General features: G+C 40.3%; 21 protein-coding genes and 5 tRNA genes. 11 read left to right on the top strand and 15 right to left on the bottom strand.

The features are described 5' to 3' along the window. The first annotated feature begins 275 nt into the window (after positions 1-275). Entirely contained in the window at positions 276-1,151 is an 876-nt protein-coding gene (locus FHR29_RS10675) for a heparin lyase I family protein (RefSeq protein ID WP_183914492.1), read from the top strand. Between the two features lie 89 nt (positions 1,152-1,240). Here the strand turns inward: FHR29_RS10675 and FHR29_RS10670 are convergent. The 5 genes from FHR29_RS10670 to FHR29_RS10650 all read right to left on the bottom strand — a co-directional run bounded on the left by FHR29_RS10670 (position 1,241) and on the right by FHR29_RS10650 (position 1,765). Beyond that, positions 1,241-1,313: transfer RNA gene (locus tag FHR29_RS10670), tRNA-Phe, on the bottom strand. Positions 1,314-1,350: 37 nt separating this feature from the next. Next, a tRNA-Phe gene (locus FHR29_RS10665) sits at positions 1,351-1,426 on the bottom strand. A gap of 37 nt (positions 1,427-1,463) precedes the next feature. Next, a tRNA-Phe gene (locus tag FHR29_RS10660) sits at positions 1,464-1,539 on the bottom strand. 37 nt (positions 1,540-1,576) lie between these two features. After that, positions 1,577-1,652: transfer RNA gene (locus FHR29_RS10655), tRNA-Phe, on the bottom strand. A 37-nt stretch (positions 1,653-1,689) separates the two neighbouring features. After that, positions 1,690-1,765, bottom strand: a tRNA-Phe gene (locus FHR29_RS10650). 187 nt (positions 1,766-1,952) lie between these two features. Between FHR29_RS10650 and mnmA the strand changes: the two genes are divergently transcribed. Next, positions 1,953-3,044, top strand: coding sequence for a tRNA 2-thiouridine(34) synthase MnmA (gene mnmA / locus FHR29_RS10645; RefSeq protein WP_132771329.1), 1,092 nt, complete (start codon positions 1,953-1,955; stop codon positions 3,042-3,044). Between the two features lie 77 nt (positions 3,045-3,121). On the opposite strand, the gene FHR29_RS10640 is transcribed toward mnmA, so the two are convergent. Both FHR29_RS10640 and FHR29_RS10635 read right to left on the bottom strand, forming a co-directional pair. Beyond that, positions 3,122-3,562, bottom strand: a complete 441-nt coding sequence (locus tag FHR29_RS10640) for a nuclear transport factor 2 family protein (protein ID WP_183914484.1) — start codon at positions 3,560-3,562, stop codon at positions 3,122-3,124. A 295-nt stretch (positions 3,563-3,857) separates the two neighbouring features. Further along, complete coding sequence (locus FHR29_RS10635) at positions 3,858-4,241, bottom strand: helix-turn-helix domain-containing protein (protein WP_183914482.1); 384 nt, start codon at positions 4,239-4,241, stop codon at positions 3,858-3,860. Positions 4,242-4,366: 125 nt separating this feature from the next. On the opposite strand from FHR29_RS10635, the gene FHR29_RS10630 reads away from it, so the two are divergent. After that, entirely contained in the window at positions 4,367-5,161 is a 795-nt protein-coding gene (locus FHR29_RS10630; protein ID WP_183914480.1) for an SDR family oxidoreductase, read from the top strand. A gap of 22 nt (positions 5,162-5,183) precedes the next feature. Further along, positions 5,184-5,507, top strand: coding sequence for a nuclear transport factor 2 family protein (locus tag FHR29_RS10625; RefSeq protein WP_183914478.1), 324 nt, complete (start codon positions 5,184-5,186; stop codon positions 5,505-5,507). 15 nt (positions 5,508-5,522) lie between these two features. Here FHR29_RS10625 and FHR29_RS10620 read toward each other — a convergent pair whose 3' ends face one another. Next, positions 5,523-5,840: a helix-turn-helix domain-containing protein gene (locus FHR29_RS10620; RefSeq protein ID WP_132771477.1), complete on the bottom strand. Its 318-nt coding sequence runs from the start codon at positions 5,838-5,840 to the stop codon at positions 5,523-5,525. A 123-nt stretch (positions 5,841-5,963) separates the two neighbouring features. Here FHR29_RS10620 and FHR29_RS10615 point away from each other — a divergent pair, with 123 nt between their 5' ends. Next, positions 5,964-6,368, top strand: coding sequence for a nuclear transport factor 2 family protein (locus tag FHR29_RS10615; protein WP_183914476.1), 405 nt, complete (start codon positions 5,964-5,966; stop codon positions 6,366-6,368). A 120-nt stretch (positions 6,369-6,488) separates the two neighbouring features. Further along, positions 6,489-7,304, top strand: coding sequence for a PhzF family phenazine biosynthesis protein (locus FHR29_RS10610; protein ID WP_260292035.1), 816 nt, complete (start codon positions 6,489-6,491; stop codon positions 7,302-7,304). A gap of 175 nt (positions 7,305-7,479) precedes the next feature. On the opposite strand, the gene FHR29_RS10605 is transcribed toward FHR29_RS10610, so the two are convergent. After that, positions 7,480-8,793, bottom strand: coding sequence for an ABC transporter permease (locus FHR29_RS10605; protein WP_183914474.1), 1,314 nt, complete (start codon positions 8,791-8,793; stop codon positions 7,480-7,482). After that, positions 8,786-9,727, bottom strand: a complete 942-nt coding sequence (locus tag FHR29_RS10600; RefSeq protein ID WP_183914472.1) for an ABC transporter ATP-binding protein — start codon at positions 9,725-9,727, stop codon at positions 8,786-8,788. Before FHR29_RS10600 ends, FHR29_RS10605 begins: the two co-directional genes overlap by 8 nt. Positions 9,728-10,011: 284 nt before the next feature. On the opposite strand from FHR29_RS10600, the gene yihA reads away from it, so the two are divergent. The 3 genes from yihA to FHR29_RS10585 all read left to right on the top strand — a co-directional run bounded on the left by yihA (position 10,012) and on the right by FHR29_RS10585 (position 13,203). Next, a complete protein-coding gene (gene yihA, locus FHR29_RS10595; protein WP_132771334.1) occupies positions 10,012-10,719 on the top strand; it encodes a ribosome biogenesis GTP-binding protein YihA/YsxC in 708 nt (235 codons plus the stop codon). Positions 10,720-10,722: 3 nt separating this feature from the next. Then, complete coding sequence (locus FHR29_RS10590; RefSeq protein ID WP_183914464.1) at positions 10,723-11,574, top strand: UbiA-like polyprenyltransferase; 852 nt, start codon at positions 10,723-10,725, stop codon at positions 11,572-11,574. Positions 11,575-11,742: 168 nt separating this feature from the next. Further along, positions 11,743-13,203, top strand: a complete 1,461-nt coding sequence (locus FHR29_RS10585; protein WP_132771336.1) for a sodium:alanine symporter family protein — start codon at positions 11,743-11,745, stop codon at positions 13,201-13,203. Between the two features lie 47 nt (positions 13,204-13,250). On the opposite strand, the gene FHR29_RS10580 is transcribed toward FHR29_RS10585, so the two are convergent. Together FHR29_RS10580 and FHR29_RS10575 are read right to left on the bottom strand one after the other, a co-directional pair. Then, the gene (locus FHR29_RS10580) at positions 13,251-14,012 is read right to left on the bottom strand and encodes a murein L,D-transpeptidase catalytic domain family protein (RefSeq protein WP_021189035.1); all 762 of its coding nucleotides are present in this window, start codon (positions 14,010-14,012) and stop codon (positions 13,251-13,253) included. A 92-nt stretch (positions 14,013-14,104) separates the two neighbouring features. After that, positions 14,105-15,154 carry a L,D-transpeptidase gene (locus FHR29_RS10575; protein WP_132841574.1) on the bottom strand — a complete coding sequence of 350 codons (1,050 nt, stop codon included), beginning with the start codon at positions 15,152-15,154 and terminating at the stop codon, positions 14,105-14,107. Positions 15,155-15,396: 242 nt separating this feature from the next. On the opposite strand from FHR29_RS10575, the gene FHR29_RS10570 reads away from it, so the two are divergent. Then, positions 15,397-16,446 (top strand): alpha/beta hydrolase, encoded by a 1,050-nt coding sequence (locus FHR29_RS10570; protein ID WP_132771338.1) that lies wholly within the window; start codon positions 15,397-15,399, stop codon positions 16,444-16,446. Positions 16,447-16,448: 2 nt separating this feature from the next. Here the strand turns inward: FHR29_RS10570 and FHR29_RS10565 are convergent, their stop codons facing one another. The 3 genes from FHR29_RS10565 to FHR29_RS10555 are packed head-to-tail and all read right to left on the bottom strand — an operon-like array spanning position 16,449 to position 18,635. Beyond that, positions 16,449-17,651: an oxygenase MpaB family protein gene (locus FHR29_RS10565; RefSeq protein WP_183914462.1), complete on the bottom strand. Its 1,203-nt coding sequence runs from the start codon at positions 17,649-17,651 to the stop codon at positions 16,449-16,451. 1 nt (position 17,652) lies between these two features. Then, positions 17,653-18,015 carry a hypothetical protein gene (locus tag FHR29_RS10560; RefSeq protein ID WP_132771340.1) on the bottom strand — a complete coding sequence of 121 codons (363 nt, stop codon included), beginning with the start codon at positions 18,013-18,015 and terminating at the stop codon, positions 17,653-17,655. After that, entirely contained in the window at positions 17,997-18,635 is a 639-nt protein-coding gene (locus tag FHR29_RS10555; protein WP_132771341.1) for a DUF45 domain-containing protein, read from the bottom strand. Before FHR29_RS10555 ends, FHR29_RS10560 begins: the two co-directional genes overlap by 19 nt. Positions 18,636-18,718: 83 nt before the next feature. On the opposite strand from FHR29_RS10555, the gene FHR29_RS10550 reads away from it, so the two are divergent. Beyond that, positions 18,719-20,722 carry a M13 family metallopeptidase gene (locus FHR29_RS10550; protein WP_031287693.1) on the top strand — a complete coding sequence of 668 codons (2,004 nt, stop codon included), beginning with the start codon at positions 18,719-18,721 and terminating at the stop codon, positions 20,720-20,722. The last annotated feature ends 120 nt before the right edge of the window (positions 20,723-20,842 follow it).

The following is a 20,842-nucleotide window of genomic DNA, read 5'->3' as shown; positions in this document are numbered from 1 at the left end:
CTCAAAAAGAAATACCATCATTTTATTGATATTCAATGATTATCTATATTTACATTTTTAAATAAAAAATTGAGATTTAAGGCTGAGCGGAAAATTGTCATTACGTTAATCTTTAGGGGATTTTTGGTCTTGAAAAGGTATGATATCAAATAATTTTCGGATCGCTTTGTTGAATTTTTATTTTTGCTTTGGATGTTGTACTGTAATACTACATCTCCTGATAAAACATAAATTTTAAGATGATAAAATCAAATAAACCACTCTTTTAAGCATATATGAAAAAGAAATCGATTTCTCGACAGTACTATCTATTCATTGTCACCACATTGTTTGTGGCTTCCTGTAGTAAAAACAGCAAAGGTGTACACGACCAAGATCTGACTGATCTACGACCAGTGGGGGTACAATCACAGCCCATTATTGAAAATGATACGATTTTAAATGTAACATACGAAAATGGCTTGCTTAATTCGGGTATTACGGGAGTAACGTCGACTAAAGCCACGGCATCTGATGCCGCGTATATGGTTAATCTTGCCGAAAATGGTTCCACCAATGCCATTGCTCATAAAATTGTATTTGGCGATCAGGGATATTACTCCGATGATGCTTACAGAAGTGAAAGTGATGCTGTGGCTATAAAGAATGCGCGTTTTTTTCCGGGTGATGAGCGTCGTTACGAGTTTAGTGTTTTGCTTAAAGATTGGACGCCCTGGGTTTCGGGCCCTACTTATGAAACAAATGTTTTCCAGTTAAAGGTATCGGGAAATAGTACGACAGGATCGGGTGTTCCACTCCAGTTTCGTACCGCGAGAAATACGATGCGTTTACGATATGAGGGTTCATCTTCTATCAAAAATATTATTCCCTATCTGCGTCCTTATGTAAATCAATGGATGCATTTCAGGGTAGATGTATTATGGGCAGATGGACCTACAGGGTATATGAGGACTTATATGAAACTTCCAGGGCAAAATGATTATACCTTGGTCGATGAGAAAACAAACTACCGTACTTTTGCGGGCAATGTAACTATTGGTAATATCGGTTATATTAAATGGGGTGTTTATGGAACACAGACGGGGCTTACGCGGATTGCTTACCATGATAATATCAGGATTATCAAACTTCCGTTGCAAAGTACTCATTGATAGAGTGACGGAGAAATCAGTAATGTAGTGATAAGTGAAGTAGGGGTATAAATAAAAAAGTCCATCTCGTTTGAGATGGACTTTTTTCGTGGTGCCAGCTGGATTCGAACCAGCGACACAAGGATTTTCAGTCCTTTGCTCTACCGACTGAGCTATGGCACCTTCCAAGTTTTTGTTTTAAATCTGTTACTTTCAGATTTGGTGGTGCCAGCTGGATTCGAACCAGCGACACAAGGATTTTCAGTCCTTTGCTCTACCGACTGAGCTATGGCACCTTCCAAGTTTTTGTTTTGAATCTGTTACTTTCAGATCTGGTGGTGCCAGCTGGATTCGAACCAGCGACACAAGGATTTTCAGTCCTTTGCTCTACCGACTGAGCTATGGCACCTTCCAAGTTTTTGTTTTGAATCTGTTACTTTCAGATCTGGTGGTGCCAGCTGGATTCGAACCAGCGACACAAGGATTTTCAGTCCTTTGCTCTACCGACTGAGCTATGGCACCTTCCAAGTTTTTGTTTTGAATCTGTTACTTTCAGATCTGGTGGTGCCAGCTGGATTCGAACCAGCGACACAAGGATTTTCAGTCCTTTGCTCTACCGACTGAGCTATGGCACCTTAACCTGCATCCCCGTTTAACTTTGAATGCGATGCAAATATACCCCGATAATTCGAATTCTAAAATTTTTCACCCATTTATTTCATGTATTTTTTTGAAAGACTTGATTTTGATACAGATAAAATTTACAAGAAATTAACACGTAAAAATTTCAAATAGCCTATCTTTGCATTTCAATAAAATAAAATGAGTAAAAGAGGAAGAGTATTAGTTGCTATGAGTGGGGGTGTTGACAGTTCGGTCGCGGCTGTCATGCTTCATGAACAAGGATATGAAGTCATAGGGATCACGATGAAGACTTGGGACTACGCTGCTTCTGGTGGCTCGTCTAAGGAGACCGGATGCTGTAGCTTGGATAGTATCAACGATGCACGTTCTTTGGCGGTGAATTATGGTTTCCCACATTATATATTGGATATTAGAGATGAGTTTGGCGATTTTGTTATTGACAACTTTGTTGATGAGTATATTGCCGGCCGTACGCCAAACCCTTGTGTATTGTGTAATACCCATATCAAATGGGAGGCTTTAATGAAACGCGCCAATAAATTGGACTGCGAATTTATTGCTACAGGTCACTATGCCAATATTCGTCTTCACGATAATAACCGTTACGTGATTTCGAAAGGTAAGGATGAAAACAAAGATCAGTCTTATGTACTTTGGGGTGTTGCACAGGAAAACCTGGCACGTACGCAATTTCCATTGGGATCGTTCACGAAAAAAGAAATTCGCCAGATGGCATTGGATATGGGACAGGTGGAGCTTGCTAATAAAGCGGAAAGCTATGAAATCTGTTTTGTACCGGATAATGACTACCGTGCATTCTTAAGACATAAGGTGCCTACTTTGGATCAACAGATCGGTCCTGGTAACTTTATCCTTACAGATGGTACTGTGGTAGGACAGCATATCGGTTATCCTTATTTTACGATCGGACAGCGTAAAGGTCTTGGTATCGCATTGGGTAAACCGATGTTTGTAGTCGAGATCCTTCCAGAGAGTAATACCGTGGTGCTGGGTGAAGAACATGAGCTTGAAAAATCATTCGCTTATGTGCGGAATGTAAATTTGGTTAAATATGCTTCTTTGGAGCAGCCTATGGAAGCGATATCTAAGGTGCGTTATAAAGATGCAGGTGCTCTATCTACAATCTCACAACAGGGGGACATGGTAAAGATCGACTTTGTACATAACGTAAAAGGTATTGCTCCTGGTCAATCGGCTGTTTTCTATGAAGGCAATGATTTGATCGGTGGTGGCTTCTTAATGAAATAGTCTATACAGATTTAAATAAAATAGGAAAGGTCTTAAAATTCAATTTTAAGACCTTTTTTCGTTGCGTGGGCTCTTGACTATTTGTAAGATTCGATGATTTGATTGATTCTCCATTCTTGATTTACGTTACATAGGGTGATACATTCTACTTTTGTGAAATTGTCATACTTCATTTCTACTTTGGCCATAACACAGTTCTCATTTTTCTCCATGATGGTGTAGGTTGTTTTACAGTTCTGCTTTAGTCCTTTGCTTGACTTTAAAAAATTGACAACTTCTGATTTGCTGTATGTTTTTGTTTTTGCATTGGATGATTGGGTCCATTTGAAGTCATCGGAGAACAAGTGCTGTATACCTTCTGTATTGCCATCTGCAGCGATCTGTATGTAACTGTCAATTACCGTCATGGGATTTGTGTTTCTCGGAGTCTTTCCTTTTGCAAAACTCATGCTCGTCATTGCGACTAATGCTCCGATTAATGCAAATACGATAAAGATTGAGTTTAGTGAATTTTTCATGATTTTTAGCTTTTTAAGTTTTTTTGATTTGTGAATTATTTAATTGATTGAATCAAAGGTATATAAGGGGGCTAAAAGTCGGAATGGTAATCAGGTGAACAGTCGGGTAAACTCGGTAAATGGAGGGGAGGATTCGGTGAATCTTTTGTGAATTTGAAAAGCTCGGTAAAAAATCCGGTAAACGGGAGTTTTATTTGTCGCAAAGCAATTTGCCTATCTTGCTATGATCTGAAATTGGCGATTCTCACTTGTCTATTCTACAGGAGTTGTCTCTTAAAACAATAAGAGTGTTGTTTTATCTATCAGTATCTTCTTGATTTTTAACTTCTTGAAGCTTCGTAATGATATTTCGTAAACGCTCTTCATGATCATCGCCCCATTGTCCTAAAGCCGCGATTACTGGAATTAAAGTTTTACCGAATTCGGTCAGGCTGTATTCCACTTTTGGAGGGACAATCGGATATATTTTCTTTACAATCAATTCGTGCTGTTCTAATTCTTTTAGCTGTATATGCAATACGCGGCGGGAGGCTCCGGGAATTTTGCGCTGGAGTTCGCTTGGGCGTTGATGTCCTGCATTTATAAACCAAAGTAAACGAATTTTCCATTTGCCATACAGTATTTCACCGATGAGGTCGAGACCACAATTTAGATCTAGGGGTATTTTTTTTTCATACATGCGACAAAGCTATGGCTATGTTTCAAAATGTGCAATAGGGGAAAAATTTATCCCTATGCAATTCGTTTTTCCGTACTTGTGTAAACCGGCTGTGTCGCAGACCTTTGTTTTAAATATTTTAGAACATGGAACAGGAATTTAATTTTAATGATGAATTATCGGGCAAAATTGCTTTGGTAACTGGCGGTACAAAGGGAACAGGTAGGGCTATTGCGGAGCGGTTGCTTTATGCCGGGGCGACCGTAATCATTACAGCAAGAAATGAACCTCTGCAGGATAATGGAAAATTACACTTTATTCCGGCCGATTTAAGTACGTCCTCTGGTACGATAAAGGTCGTAAATGAAATACTGCAACAATTTGGCAGGCTGGATATTTTGGTAAACAATATGGGCAGTTCTGAAACGAAAGGAGGAGGCTTTGCTGTTTTGAGTGATGAGGATTGGGAAAAGACGTTTTATACAAATTTGCTGGCTCCGGTTCGTCTGGATAGAGGGTTTTTGCCTCAGATGATAGCTCGCGGAAATGGCGTTATCGTTCATATAGCTTCTATTCAGGCAAGATTGCCTTTGTATGATGCCACATTACCTTATGCAGCGGCTAAAGCAGGATTGGTGAATTATAGTAAAAGCTTATCAAATGAAGTTTCACCAAAAGGTATTCGGGTGTTGACAGTCTCTCCGGGCTGGATCAAAACAGATGGTGCTACAGGGATGATGGATGAAATCGCGAAAAGAACTGGTATTTCTGTTGATGAAGCGGTGCAGCAGGTCATGGAAAGTTTGGGGGGTATTCCTTATGGCCGACCGGCAGAACCTCAGGAAGTGGCCGAATTGGTCGGTTTTTTAGTGTCACCAAGAGCGGCTTATTTGACAGGAACAGAATTTATTATTGACGGAGGTACAATTCCAACAATTTAAAAACCTTAAAAAAACACTTGAAATGAACATACCACAAGTAATGGCCGCATTAGTTCGTGCGCAGAACAATTTTGATTGTGTCTCCTATGCAAATTTTTTTTCCGAAACAGCCCTGATTGTTGACGAGAGTAATACATACAGGGGGAGAAAAGAAATTGAAAATTGGATTGTCGCAGCAAATGAGCAATATAAAACCGTCATGAAGCCATTGAGCTATAAAAAAGGAGAAACCGAAAGCATATTAAAAGCAGTAGTTTCTGGAAATTTTACTGGAAGCCCCGTTGTACTGTTTTACCATGTTCGGATTGTTAATGAGCAGGTACAATCATTGAAAATTACAGGATAAGGTCTTTTTGTATGGTTAAATGTCATGCTTGAGGCCGTACTGGATGATCGTCTGAATAATGGGTAGCAATTCTTTTCCTTTTTCGGTCAAGGTATATTCGACCTTTGGCGGGATTTCGGCAAAGGACTTTTTATGGACAATATCTTTATCGCATAAAAACTTCAATTGGCTGATCAGCATTTTTTCACTGATTCCGACAATACAGCGCTTCAGTTCGCCGTAACGGATGGTGCGTTCGTTAATCTGGAAAATAATGAGCATGGTCCATTTTCCGCCAATGATTTCAAGTGTTTTCCTTAGGGGACAGTTTTCGTCAGAAATATTTATATTCATTGTGCTGTAAATCAGTAATTATTACTTTAACGTAAGTACCCTACTTTTAGGTAGGTACTTGACTATTGTACTGCAAATGTAGAAATTTGTCATATAATTTACTTACTTATAAAATTAAATAGGATGTCAAAAAACGTAAAAATAGTGCAGTCGTATTTTAATGCGGTGGCAACAGGAGACTTTGATACAGTCGGAAGTTTATTTGCAGATGATATTGTATGGCATCAGCCGGGAAAAGGTGTTCAATCTGGAACGTATACCGGAAAAGTAGCGGTGTTTGCTCATTTGGGGAACTTTATGCAATGGAGCAACGGTACCTTTGCTATTGATGATATTGAATATACAAGTGATAATGGAAATCTTGTGGCAGCTTCAATTCATTTCAAAGCAGCAAAAGGTGAGGGGACACTTGCGATGAAAGGTGTCGATCTATTGCGGATCGAAGATGACAAAATAAAAGAAGTCTGGCTGTTTTCAGAAAGAATTGAAGTGGAAGATGATTTTTGGAACAGTGCAGCGAAGAATTAAGATTTGAAGGGGAAATGAGGGTAAGATTTTAGGGTTCTGCTTTGCTTAATTGCGTTAACTGTGCTTTGTGCTGTATCCTATAAAAATCATGTTGCTGTATCTGTATCCATTAAGACTTATATGATAACTTTGTTTAAAAGGAATAAGAATATGAAATTAACAATTTATCAGGTAGATGCTTTTACGGATATGGTATTCAAAGGAAATCCTGCGGCCGTTTGTCCCTTAACGGAGTGGCTGGCGGACGATATTCTATTAAAGATCGCCGCAGAAAATAATCTATCGGAAACCGCTTTTTATGTGCCTAAAGGTGATGGTTATGAAATCCGTTGGTTTACACCTGCATCGGAAGTAGATCTTTGTGGTCATGCAACTCTTGCCACGGCCTACGTTTTGGCCCATTGTGAAAAGCAAGTAAAGGAAACGATTAATTTTTATTCGTCAAGAAGTGGCAAACTTCCCGTAAGCGTACAGCAGGATAAATTTGTGCTCAATTTTCCTGCAGACCAGTTTTCGGAAACTGAATTGACCGATGCACTGCTGGCAGTAACGGATAAAAAACCGATTGCAGCTTATCGCGGAAAGACTGATTATATGCTGGTTTTCGAGAAGCAAAATGATATCGAGGCTTTAAAACCCAATCTACCTTTGATGACTGGTATGGCTGCAAGGGGATTTATCGTAACGGCGAGGGGAGAAAACCATGATTTTGTTTCCCGCTTTTTTGGACCTGTGGTCGGTGTTAATGAAGATCCTGTCTGTGGCTCGGCACATACGACGCTGACGCCTTATTGGGCAGGACAACTCAATAAAACTGAATTGAGGGCATTTCAGCTTTCAGAACGTACGGGTGAAGTATACTGCCGTCTGCTGGGCGACAGGGTAGAGCTGGCAGGAAATGCGGTGCTTTATATGAAAGGCGAGATTTATATTTGATCAAACAGTATTGATGTAACCTGTGTAGCAAGATGCGTCTGATATATTTTTTTGGGTTTCACTGCACATTGTGAAAAATCGTCCCTAATATTAAAATGTTTGTTTTACGGTAATTAAAACTAAAAACAGCTCTTTACGATTAATAAAGAGCTGTTTTTGTTATGTTTAAAGGGGTTTAGTACTTCATCCATTTGATGATTTCTTTCCAGTTTGCCTTTTTTCCGTAGATGAGGATACCTACACGGTATATTTTGGCTGCTAACCAGGTGACCAGTAGAAAGGTGCTTACCAACAATGCCAGCGATACAGCAATCTGCCAGGTGGGTACACCGAACGGAATGCGGACCAGCATGGCAATAGGGGAGGTGAAAGGTATAAAGCTTAGCCATGTTGCAATGGGGCCGTTAGGATCGTTAATAATGACTCCAAACGACAAGACATAGGTCAATAGCAAAGGCATGGTAATGGGCATGGTAAATTGGTTGGCTTCTGTTTCACTATCCACTGCCGATCCTACTGCAGCAAAGATGGCGCTGTAAAGTAAATAACCGGCTAGGAAGAACAGAAAGAAGCAAACGATAATTTCGGTGACATTGACTGATTCCAGATGTTGTAAAATGCCAAATCCAAGACCTGAAGCCGGTGCCTGACTGACCGTGTTCATGCCGGGACCTCCTTGTTGCATTGCAGCCTGTTCTACGGTTTCTTTATTGATCAGTTTGGTGGCTCCAAAAACCAGGCCTCCGGTCAAGATGATCCAGAGTAGGAACTGGGTGAGTCCGACCATTCCGATACCGATGATCTTGCCCATCATAAGCTGGAAAGGTTTGACCGATGAGATGATAACTTCGATAATGCGATTGCTCTTTTCTTCAATTACACCACGCATCACCTGTACACCATAAAGAAACAGCGATAAGTAAACCAATACGGCCAAACCTACACCGATACCCATAGCAATACCTGTGTTGCTGTTTTTCTCCTCGCCATCTTCTGTTAGCTCTTTGGCATTGACGCTGATATGAGGCTGCACCGATTGTAACAGCTCTGGGTCGATACCTAGCTTCTTGTATTCGCCGATGCGGATGATGCCTTCAAGTTGTCTTGCTATTGCATTCTGGATCGTGATATTGGCTTTATCTGCTGAAATCAGCTCGATGGTAGTCTGCTGATAAATTTCTTTCGGAATGACCAGGATGGAGCTGTTCTGCTCATCGTCTTTAATCTGCTTTTTAAGATCCTGCAATGAGCGGTCGCTCACACTAAAAGTAATGTTAGGGTCGCTTTTCAGCTGCTGTGCAAAACTGCCCTGCTGATCCAGAATATATACATGTGCATGGGCATCTTTGAAACTTTTCTTGGTCAGATAAAATATCCCTCCGTAAAGCGCAATGAAAAATAATGGGACTAGAAAAGTCATCAATAAGAATGATTTCTTTTTGACACGGGAGAAGTATTCGCGCTGAATAATGAGTAGTATCTTATGCATGGTCGGTTTCTTTTTTAGCGTTGTTGGATAGGGTCACTTGCTCGATGAAAATGTCATTGATAGAGGGTACTATTTCTAATACTTGATGGATTTCGGCCAGAGGTAAGAGCTTTGTGAGTACTTGATTGATACTAATGTTTTGGTTTAACTTAATGGTGATAGTTGTTTTTTTTTCAGATTGTTCTATATTTTTTAATTGGTATAGATTTTCTATACGTATTGATTTTTCATCATTAACGGCCTGTAATTCGATTTTGTAGGTCTGATTTTTATAGTTGTTTTTGATGTCATGAATATTGCCGTCAAGGATCTTTTGGGAGCGGTTAATAAGTGCAATGTGGTCGCAAAGTTCTTCGACGGACTCCATTCTATGCGTCGAAAAGATGATTGTAGCCCCTTTTCGGTTCAATTCAAGGATTTCATCTTTGATTAAACTGGCGTTTACAGGGTCAAATCCGGAGAAGGGCTCATCCAAGATAATAAGATCAGGTTCGTGGAGTACGGTCGCAACAAACTGTACTTTCTGTTGCATACCTTTACTAAGGTCTTCAACCTTTTTATCCCACCATGACAAAATGTCAAACTTCTCAAACCAATGATTTATTCGATCATTTGATTCTTTCTTACTCAGTCCTTTAAGTTGTGCTAAGTAAAGCATTTGTTCTCCTATTTTCATCTTCTTGTAAAGGCCTCTTTCCTCTGGGAGGTAGCCAATTCGTTCGATATGTTTGGGTGCTAATGGCTCTCCATCGAATAGTATTTCGCCCGAGTCCGGTCCTGTGATCTGGTTGATGATCCGGATCAGGGAGGTTTTGCCGGCCCCATTGGGTCCTAAAAGTCCGAATATTTTTCCTTTGGGAATACTGAGGGAGACATGGTCCAGCGCTCTATGACTGGCATAGTCTTTTACAACATTTTTGATTTCTAAAAGCATGTATTATTTTGGTTAGTCATATGTGTTTAATCTATTTTTTTAAATCGGTTATCTGGCATGGTATTCCTGGTGCTTTCATGTGTTATAGCAAAATGCTCTCCTGCTGTATTTCGGTATTTATTTGTACCGATGCGCGTTAGATGGCCATGTTTACCAGCATATTTTTATCATTAGTAAAGCTGATCTGTGAAACGTTACACTTTTGCCTCCATTTTTGTTTTTAAATAATGAAACGGATCGGAGTTCAATTTGTCAAAAGGATAGTTTTATGCTACCTTTGCAAGATGCAAATTAAAAAAGCCGAATTCATCTGTAGTAATACACGAGTTGATAAATTGCCAGAAGGCAAACTCCCTGAGTATGCTTTTATTGGTCGTTCCAATGTGGGTAAATCATCACTGATCAATGCTATGGTTGGTAAGAAAGGTTTAGCTAAAACTTCTCAAAAACCGGGTAAGACGCAGCTGATCAACCATTTTATCATCAATGACGATTGGTTTCTAGTGGATTTACCGGGTTATGGTTTTGCAAAAACATCGAAGTCCAATCGTGAAGCTTGGGAGAAATTTATTCGCCGTTATTTGACGCATCGCGATAATTTGCAGTGTATATTTGTTTTGATCGATAGCCGTCATGAGCCTCAAAAAATAGATCTTGAATTCTGTTACTGGTTAGGTGAGCGGGGTTTACCTTTTATGTTAGTATTCACGAAAGCTGATAAGCAGTCTAACGTGAAGTCTGATGTGAATATGTCTAAATTTAGAAAAGCATTAGCGGAGTGGTTTGAGGAAATTCCAAAGTGTTTCCTAACTTCTGCTGAAGTGAAGTCGGGCTGTGATGCTATTTTAGAGACGATCGGGGATATCAATACCCGTTTTGTTATGCCTGATTTAACGGCTCCTAGTGATGAAGTCGGGTATGAAGAAGGGGATGAAGATAAATATGGTGATGTGGATCCAGATCGTTATCGTCACGCTGGTGAAGAGGAGTAGTCCATGAAGAAGTATCTGTCCCTCGTACTGTTTGCGCACAGTATTTTTGCATTGCCTTTTGCTTTTATTGGCTTTTTCCTGGCTTTACATACCACCAATCATACTTTTGACTGGAAGTTACTCGTATTAATGCTGGTGTGTATGGTGACCGCACGTAATGCGGCTATGGCCTTTAACCGTTACCTGGACCGTGATATCGATATTTTGAATCCGCGGACAGCAATGCGCGATATACCTGCGGGGCGGATTTCTGCTAGAGGGGCATTGCTATTTACAATCATAAACTGTGTGTTTTTTGTCGTTGCGACTTACTTTATCAACAGTTTATGCCTTATGTTGTCACCTATTGCTTTATTTGTCGTACTCTTTTATTCTTATACTAAGCGTATTACGGCTTTATGTCATCTGGTGCTCGGTCTAGGTTTGGGGCTTGCTCCGGTGGGTGCATATCTTGTGGTAACGGGTCAGTTTCATATTGTTCCTGTACTTTACGGCCTTGCCGTATTGTGCTGGGTGAGCGGTTTTGATATTATCTATGCTCTGCAGGATGAGGCGTTTGACCGTGAGCATAAGCTGAATTCCATTCCAGTATTGTTGGGTACTAAAGGAGCGCTACGTTTTTCCGAGATCCTGCATGTATGTTCGTTTATATTTGTGCTCTTGCCGGTTCTGTATATGGAGGTGGGATGGTTCTATTATCTGGGTGTTGTTTTTTATGGCAGTTTGCTAATCTATCAGCACCGGATTGTGAGTCCAACCGATCTTAGCCGCGTAGATCGCGCTTTTATGACGACCAATGGTATCGCATCTGTTATTTTTGCAGTTTTCTATCTGCTGGATATTATCGTGCTTTAGACGATAGCGTCCAGATTTATATTTTTTATGGTCAAAGCCAGATTAATCTTGATTAATCTGGCTTTTTGTATTTTCTGCTCTATTTTTTGTGCCATCCTGAATAAAAATTTATATTTTCAGGGCTTGTTATTAGGATGTGTACACCAATTATTTGTAAAAGCTTAGATTATGGTAGATAATAATTTTGAAAATTTTGTAAAAATCGCATCGGAGCTGGTGTGGAGTGATGTTTTTATTTACCTGTGTCTTTTGACGGGTTTGTATTTTTCTGTACGGACTGGATTTCTGCAGTTGACCTATATTAAAGATATGCTGCGATTGCTGTTTCAGAAAAAGCAGTCGGACGAGGGTATATCATCTTTTCAGGCCTTTGCATTGGCAATTTCAGGCCGCGTGGGCACAGGAAATATCATCGGAGTGGCCACGGCGATCTATATGGGAGGTCCGGGTGCAATTTTCTGGATGTGGGCGATTGCTTTCCTAGGTGCTGCATCTGCTTTCGTGGAGTCTACGCTGGCGCAGGTGTTCAAACAGCAGGTCGGAGATGAGTTTAAAGGTGGTCCTGCCTATTATATTGAAAAATGTCTGGGTGTGAAGTGGTATGCGGTTCTGTTTGCCTTAATAACCATTGCAAGTACAGGCTTTTTACTTCCCGGCGTGCAAAGTAATGCTATTGCATCTTCGATGCACAATGCATTTGAAATACCTGTCGCTTATACGGGGATTGGAGTGGTGGTTTTGTTGGCTGTTATTATTTTCGGCGGTGTACAGCGTATTGGCCGAGTGGCTGAACTAGTGGTGCCGTTTATGGCGGGAGCGTATATTTTAATGGCTTTAGTGATCATCGCTTTAAATTATACACAGATTCTGGATGTGTTTGGTCTTATCTTCAGTTCTGCATTTAGTCTGAATGCCACTTTTGGCGGCGTTGTGGGTATGGCGATTGCCTGGGGTGTCAAGCGTGGCATCTATAGTAATGAGGCCGGACAGGGCACCGCACCGCATGCTGCGGCCGCAGCGGATGTTAGTCATCCTGCACAGCAGGGTTTGGTACAGGCTTTTTCGGTGTATGTGGATACAATATTCGTTTGTACAGCAACAGGACTTATGATTTTATTTACCAATCAGTATAATGTGGGGCAATTTGATGGAGCCGGTCAACTGGTCGGTTTTATATCGGAGCATATACCAGGGGTCAATTACACGGCCTTTACACAGGCGGCGGTGTCGCATCATTTTCCATTGATCGGAAATGGCTTTGTGGCCATCGCTTTGTTTTTCTTTGCATTTACGACGGTTATGGCTTATTACTACTATGCGGAAACCAACTTATCGTATATCTTTTCCAATAAGGTAAGTCCGGCGGTTACCTGGATATTGCGTATTGTATTTCTTGCGGCGGTATACTATGGTTCTGTGAAAACAGCGGAGATTGCCTGGGCAATCGGTGATATCGGTGTAGGGCTGATGGCTTATGTCAATCTGATCGCGATCTTACTGATGAGTAAAACAGCGCTCAAGGTATGGCAGGATTATAAAGTGAAGCGTAAAAGAGGGGATATGAATCCAACATTCAGTGCCAAGGAACTGGGAATTAAGAATGCGGAGTTCTGGGATAAAGAGAAATAAAAGGAATAAAAAAATCCCTCACCAAGTGTTGAGGGATTTTTTTATGTTTAATTCATTTTTCCGAATTTATCTCCGGCCATATCTTTCTCATAGTAGGCGGTAAGATCATCCCGGTGATTCAGCACTTTTGATTTGGCTATATACTCCTGGTTGTCGGCATAGATGAATAGTAATGATCCATCTTTAATGGTATTGATAATAGGCTTCGCTAACTCTCTAGGCAGCGCAGGACAGCCGTAGCTTCGTCCTAAGCGTCCCAATGAACTTACGATGCGTGGATTTGCATAATCTGCGCCATGAACCACTACAGCTCTTGATTTGGCTCTATCATTAAAGCCCTCTTCCAGTCCATTTAAAACCAAAGAGTAACCATTTGAACCTTGATAAGTATTCTCCGTTACATAAAAGCCCAATGAGCTCTGGAATGACTCCGGCGTGTTTGAAAAAGAAGTAGCGTAATTACTACCGCTATTTTTACCGTGTGAAACGAGCGAATGAAAAAGGACTTTTTCGTTTTTAAGGTCTAGGACGACAAGCCTTTTTTCGGTAGATGGTAAAGTGAAGTCAATGATTGATAATACATCTTTGTTTTTGGCGGGAAGTAATCTATAGCCTTCCATCGCTTCTTTAAATGCTTTATAATTGACTACATCTTTGAGATTCATGCTTTCGTAGAGTGCATCTACTTTTGATATTTTCTTTTTAACTGTAATTTCTTTTTTATGAATTTCTGTCGGTACTACATTTTTAGATTCTGAGAACAACGCTGCATACAAACCCATAAATAAAATGAACACTAATTTCTCCATACTTTATCCCTTATTTGTTTTTCGATAGCAAATTTAAGAACTAAAGATAGTTAAAAAGTGTAAAAAATTGTTAATCAGTATCTTAATTATCGTTAATCAATAACTATTACCAAAGTTTGGAAGTCTTTTGACCGTTTATAAACAAATTGTGCATGTGATGACGCATTTCTGACACACATATGTGACCTGGGGATGGTGCCTAAGCTCCAGCTGTATTCGATCACTTTACCGTTCGGATTATTGACAGGAACGCCGTGTACGTACGCTCCGGCCGTAAAACGGCTTGCAAATGGGGCGTAACCTTCGATAGATTTTGTGCCATCTTTGAAATAAAACATCTTGGATTTATGCTCCTGTAAAACAAAGATTCCAGTAGGAGTTTCCTGTGCATGAGGAGGCTTGTGACGGCCTGTAGTGGCTGGATTCATGCTTCTTACTGCCCATCCTTTTTCTGTTTTATCCAGTGTACAAATATTTTGGTTTGTAACATCCACGACGATTACTTTGTCAAATCTGACAGAATCGCCTATTGTTTTGAGGTATCTTTTCGGTACTTCCCAAGTTCCTTCGAAGGAAACACCTTCCACTTTGACACGTTGTAACGTGTCGCTACTCTGCAGTTTAACCAGCCAGCCATCTCTACCATAAATGGAAGGTAATTTGGTTTCGCCTTCACGATATAAGGGACTCGCTTGGTAGCGTTCTGTTCCTAGGGAGTCAGCAACACGTTTATAGGAATCTCTTTTGAAATGTGGAATAGTAGGTGCCTCACCATTTGAATTCTGATAGTTTTGCAGCACACCATAAATAGCGTTGCCGTTCTGGAAATTCTCAACAAAAGCCAGTTTTTCTTTTATTTTATCCCATTGAAATTGCCTTACTGTATCTTTATAGGGATAAGTGTCTTCTAATGTATACTTGGTGTACTGGAGTTCTTTGGTAATTTCAATATCTGCCGCTGTTTTTGGTTTGGCCTTCGCGATTTCTTCTTCTTTCTTTCTAATCGCATCGATTGAATCTTTTGTTTTCTCCTTTTTCTTTTCTTCCGGATCATTTTTTGATTGTCCTTGTTGGCAAGAAATAAACAAAAAGGAAACGAAAAAACTATATATTAAAATGTTTTTAATGTACAAATGCTTCATAAAACAGGGCTCATTAAGATTTTTACTTTTGAGAAAAGGTACATTATTGTATCGATGCCCCTTTTCTGAATGATTTCATTACCAAACATAGTGCCGAGATTTACATGGATGGATTAAAGATACAAGCTGCTCGCGGAATAGTAAGAGTTAAATTTTTCATTTATCGACTATATATTGAATGGCAGTAAAACAATTTTATAATGATGAGGTTGTATCAATAATTTCTGCTATTTTTAATGTATATGATTTCAAACTTACGTTACTTAATAATACTTGTATTTATATCGTCCTGTGGGATTATGCACAATGTGCCTCTTTCACAGAAGCCGAATTCGTTTGATAAACCCAATATTTCCAATTCTTTTGTGGATCAAAACGGGAATTTTTATCCTGATAATTGGCGTAAGACGTACGGCAGCCCACCTAGTAATGGAAAAAGAGATGCTTACTCTTTAATGAAAATCGCGGCAGACAAAGGTATCACGGATGAGCTGACGGGATTTGAAGTGAAAAAACTAAGGGAATTTAAAGAGCGTGTGAAAACGAAGAAGCGTGTTTTTGTGTTTGTTCACGGCTTTAATGCAAACAATGAAGAAGTAAATGAGAGTTACGGTTATATCCAGAAGCTTATTAAGGTCAATGCTAAGGATGATGAGATTGTGCGTTTTTATTGGGACGGGCTATGGACGAGCAATCCTTTTGCCGGGGCAAAAATCTGGTTTACCGCGACTTCCTTTAGTCAGATGGCCGGTGAGTTTGGTTTAAGGCGTGTGCTGAATACGATTTCAAATAAAGATGTCTATATCATTTCACACAGTCGAGGTGCTTCTGTGGTACTGAGTGCATTGGCGGAACCGCATTTCAATGAGAAGTTTGTAAAAGACATCAAGGAAATTCATAATGTTGATGTGGAAAACGCGAAAGAACTCTTGGAGAATAAAAACCGGATTACCTGTATTATGCTAGCTCCGGCAATCGGATTAGCTGATTTTAAATCGCAGGAGGCAGGCAATGACTCCTTCTGCACGATAAGTCCACAGGTGAAAAAAATGCATATTACAATCAATAATACAGATAAGATGCTGAAGAAGTTTTTCGGTTTTTTTGCCGATAAATTTAATCCGACCGACCTGGGCTATAAAGATAATGTGTACAATGAGCTGGTGAAGCAGTATACCTGCTTTGATAAAACAGACTTCTCGGGTATGGAAAGCCATGCATTCAATAGCTATATTCGCAGTCCGAAATTTAAAACGATGCTAAAAGCAAATGGTATTGCTTTAGCGAAATAGTGTTAGTGTTGCTTGTTGTTCTCCCGGTTATTGTAGGTTAAGTAGATTCTCTTGACTTCCATTTGCTCGGCTCTTCCTTTATTGATGAGAAGCTGACGTTGTTGGGTAAGTCTGGACTTGTTATTACGCATTTTGTTTTTTAAAACATTGAGATAGGCTATGGCACCAATTCTGGTGGTGTCGAGGCCTAAAAGTCTACAGGAATAGCTGCCTAGGAGAAAATGGTTATAATAAAGATGAATTTCGCGCATCATTTTACGTCCCAGCGCTGATTCCGGATAATACGCGGCTATAGGCTCTTCCTGTAGGGCCTGGGCCAATAACCTGGAATCGGCATCGCCTTCTTTTTGTGTCATGGTCCAGTAGTAGAGCGCTTCAATAGCCTGTTGTTCCGTGTCAGGAAGTAGTTGCAAGGGGATACCTAACAAGTAACCGATATATTTCCAGAGGTGAAGTACTGCTGTTATTTCTTCTGGAAGGATCTGAAATTTCATGCGCTGTAACCCGACGATAAAGACCAGCGAAAATCCCAGGTTGGTGGCAAGCATGTCCCACTGATTGAGCGGTAGGCCCCATTCATTTTTGTCCCAATCCGTCTTCGCCAGAATATTGATCCGTGAGAAAGCATGGATCATGCGGGTTTCCATTACTTTTTGATAACCGATCTGCCCGCTTTTTAAAGATCCATTTTCCATGATGTCTACCCAAAAGTCTACTGTATCTGCCAGGCGCTTCACGGCTCCTTTTTTTAGTGCACCGGTATAGATAAGTGGTTTATTGATTGCTGCCGATTCGTAACCACCCATGAGGCAGTAGTCGCGCAAGACGATCAGACCGCTTAATCCTGCGCGCTGACTTACTGCGATGCCACTTTCCAGCAGTTCCCAGTTTAACCAGGACGGTGAGCTCTCAATCGAAGAGAAAAAAGTGTCAAGTGCTTCTCTATAGGGCTCATCGACATTTTCCGGAGCAACTAAATACGCACGTAGTAATTGCTGTCCCTTGCCAAAACCAACTTGCTGATGGAGCTTTCTGACCAATTCGTCTGCCGGTTCATCGCAGTTGAAGAGGTAGGGAACCAACTTGTTTGCTTCCCGAAGGTCGGGCTGCTTTGGCAGTTTTTTTAACAGTTCTACTCCGGCACCTGCGGTCCAATAATGATGAAAGGAGGATGTATTTGTTTTGAATCGGCTCGGTATTTCCATCTTAATTGTCTATATCCCAATTCATAAAATTGCCTGTAGCAACGATGTTCCCAGATGTATAGGAGAAATCGAAATCAACGTAATCGGACTGGCAGGAGATCGTATCACTGCAGCAAAATTGGCGGTCGATGTTGAAGCTGATTCGAAATCTACCTTTCTTTTCGATATCGTTGAAAGTGAAACTCGAGACGCTAAGATCGCCGATCTGCGGTGCGCCATCTTTGTCGGATAGGCTGTCGAATACCGCTTCCTGCAGCTGTTTGCGGTCTTCGGCTGTGATCTGATCGAGCAATAAGGTGAAATTTTGCTTGATTTTCTGTAATGCTGTATCTGTAACCGGTATGTTTAATGTGATTGTTGACATGTTTTTAGTGTATAAGCTAGTTGATGTTCGAGCTGCTGTTGGTCTGGAAAATATGTTGTTCTGATCTTCGGATCTAATGAAATCTGTGAAGAAATGGCTTTAAAGGCCAGGTAATGGAGTTCCGAGACCGATAAGCACGTGACCGATGTGCTAAAAGTAATGTTATTTTCTGCCTGCAGGCTGTAGAGACTCTTTGGTAATGCCCTAAGTTTGATCTTACCCACCAGCACATTTAATTTTTCTTCCCAATAGCCGATTTCGTCTGCTAGCTGCTGGAGTATAAATTGTTTCTGCCAGTCATGTAGCTGTTTTTGATAAGTTGTCCCTTTACAGTACAAGGTAATGGTTCTGTTTTTAACCAGAATTTTGTTCGAGGTGGTATTCTTGATGAGTTTGAGTAAATAGTTTTGTTGAAAGAGACGTACCGGATGTTCTTGATACTCGACTTCTTCAGAAACTGTTCGGCTATTCTTGTTATTTTTAATAAACTGTTCTAAGGTGCTGATTTCAAAGTCGACGGGAGCAAAAATGCGCGCAATGCCCGGATGTTGCTCCAAGCGGATTTCTTTGGAATCGGTTGTAATGATTTGATAGTTTTTTCCAGCTATTTCGATTTGCATACTGAAATTAAATGTTCGACCTTGTAAACATAATACTAACTTTTATTAAGTTTGTCATTAAATTAAAACAAATAAACGGTAATATGAAAAAACATTCAGTTCTTGCCGCTTTACTGATGTGCGGAGGAATGCTCTTTGCACAGCAGCAGCCGGCAATCAATACAGCCTTTATGGATAAGAGTGTTCGTCCTCAGGATGACTTTTACAATTTTGTAAACGGTCAATGGATGAAGACAGTGTCGATACCTTCGGATAAAGCGCGATGGGGATCTTTTGACGAGCTTCGTGAAAACACAGACATTGCGACGTTGAAGATCTTGAAAGAATCTTTAAGTACCACCTTTGCAAAAGGTTCTGACGGTCAAAAGATCGGTGATTTATATCGCTCTTATATTGATTTTGATAAACGTAACCAATTGGGCGTAACTCCAATTAAACCTTATCTGGATAAAATCGATGCGATCAAGGATTTTAACGGTCTGTACAATTATCTGGTTGAGGTGACGCCAATCGGTGGCAATCCTTTTTTCGGTGCTTATGTCTATGCGCACTTAAAAAACAGTAACGTCAATACGGTTTATTTAGGTGCTGCAAGTTTAGGTCTGGGGCGTTCTTACTATCAGGTTGTAGATGCTAAGAATACGGAAACTTTAGGTGATTATTCTAATTTTATCTCGGCGCTTTATAGTAAAGTCGGTCAGCGTACGCGTGACTTAAAGGGTCCGAAGATTGTTGCTTTTGAAAAAGAACTGGCTAAAAACCTGAAAACAGTGGAGCAATCCCGTGATGCTGAAAAGCGTTATAATCCGGTTGCTGTTGCTGATCTGAAGAAAATGGTCAAAAACATTGATATTGCCAAATATCTGAAAGATACGGGTTTTAAAGCGGATACAGTGATTGTTTCAGAACTGGCTTATTATCAGAACCTAGACAAGGTATTGAAGCCTGAAAACCTAGAAGCGATTAAGGAGGTCTTGAAATTTAACGTGATGAATGATGCTGCGGCATATTTAACAGCGGACCTGGATCAGCTTAATTTTGATTTTTGGGGTAAAAAATTGAAGGGTCAAAAAGAACAGCGTGCGTTGGAAAAAAGAGGAGTTGAATTTGTCAACAGTGTGGCAGGCGAGCTTTTGGGTAAACTTTACGTGAAAGAGAATTTCCCGCCACAAGCAAAAGAGCAGGCAGAGGAATTGGTCGGTTACTTGATCAAATCTTTCCAGCAGCATATCAATGATCTGAAGTGGATGTCGGCCGATACGAAAGTAAAGGCTTTAGAGAAACTTTCGAAATTCAATGTGAAGATCGGTTACCCGGACAAATGGAAAGATTACACTACGTTAAATGTGGGTACTTCTTTATTTGATAATATCCTGAGCGAGCGTAAATGGGCTTTTGCAAAGAATTTAGATAAGCAAGGTAAACCTGTTGACAAATCGGAATGGGGTATGACACCACAAACTGTCAATGCTTATTACAGTCCTTTGTTTAATGAAATTGTATTCCCTGCAGCGATCTTACAGCCTCCATTTTATGATTATAAGGCAGATGCAGCGGTTAACTTCGGTGGTATCGGTGCGGTTATCGGTCATGAGCTGTCTCATGGTTTTGATGATCAAGGAGCTAAATATGATGGAAACGGTAATTTGAACAACTGGTGGACCGAAGAGGATAAGACGAAGTTTGAAGCTTCTGCTGATGCATTGGTAAAACAGTTTGAAGCTTATGAACCTGTACCGGGTGTGAAGGTGAATGGCCGTTTTACTTTGGGTGAAAATATAGGTGACTTAGGTGGTTCTTCTGTTGCTTTCGATGCCTTGAAAATGTACCTGAAAGATAAAGGTAACCCAGGTCTGATCGATGGATATACACAAGAACAACGTTTCTTTTTATCGTGGGCTACGATCTGGAGAACTAAAACAACGGATGAGTTTGTTGTGAACCAAGTGAAAACAGATCCGCATTCGCCAGCTCAATATCGTGCTTTTGCGCCGATTATCAATTTGGATGGTTTCCATGAGGCATTCGGTACGAAGGAAGGTGATAAATTATTTGTCCCTAAAACGGATAGAATTGTGATCTGGTAGTTCTTATTTGTATAGGAAAGATCGAGATTAAAATAGAAAGCCCTTACAGATTCCTGTAAGGGCTTTTCTATTATTTTAGTTAAGACGGTTAGAATTTTTTTAACTTCTGAGTCTTCTAGC

The sequence above is a fragment of the Sphingobacterium sp. JUb56 genome, from assembly GCF_014191365.1.
GTDB lineage: Bacteria > Bacteroidota > Bacteroidia > Sphingobacteriales > Sphingobacteriaceae > Sphingobacterium > Sphingobacterium anhuiense.
The sequence above is the reverse complement of the archived record's forward strand: the minus strand, read 5'-3'. Positions and strand labels throughout refer to the sequence as shown.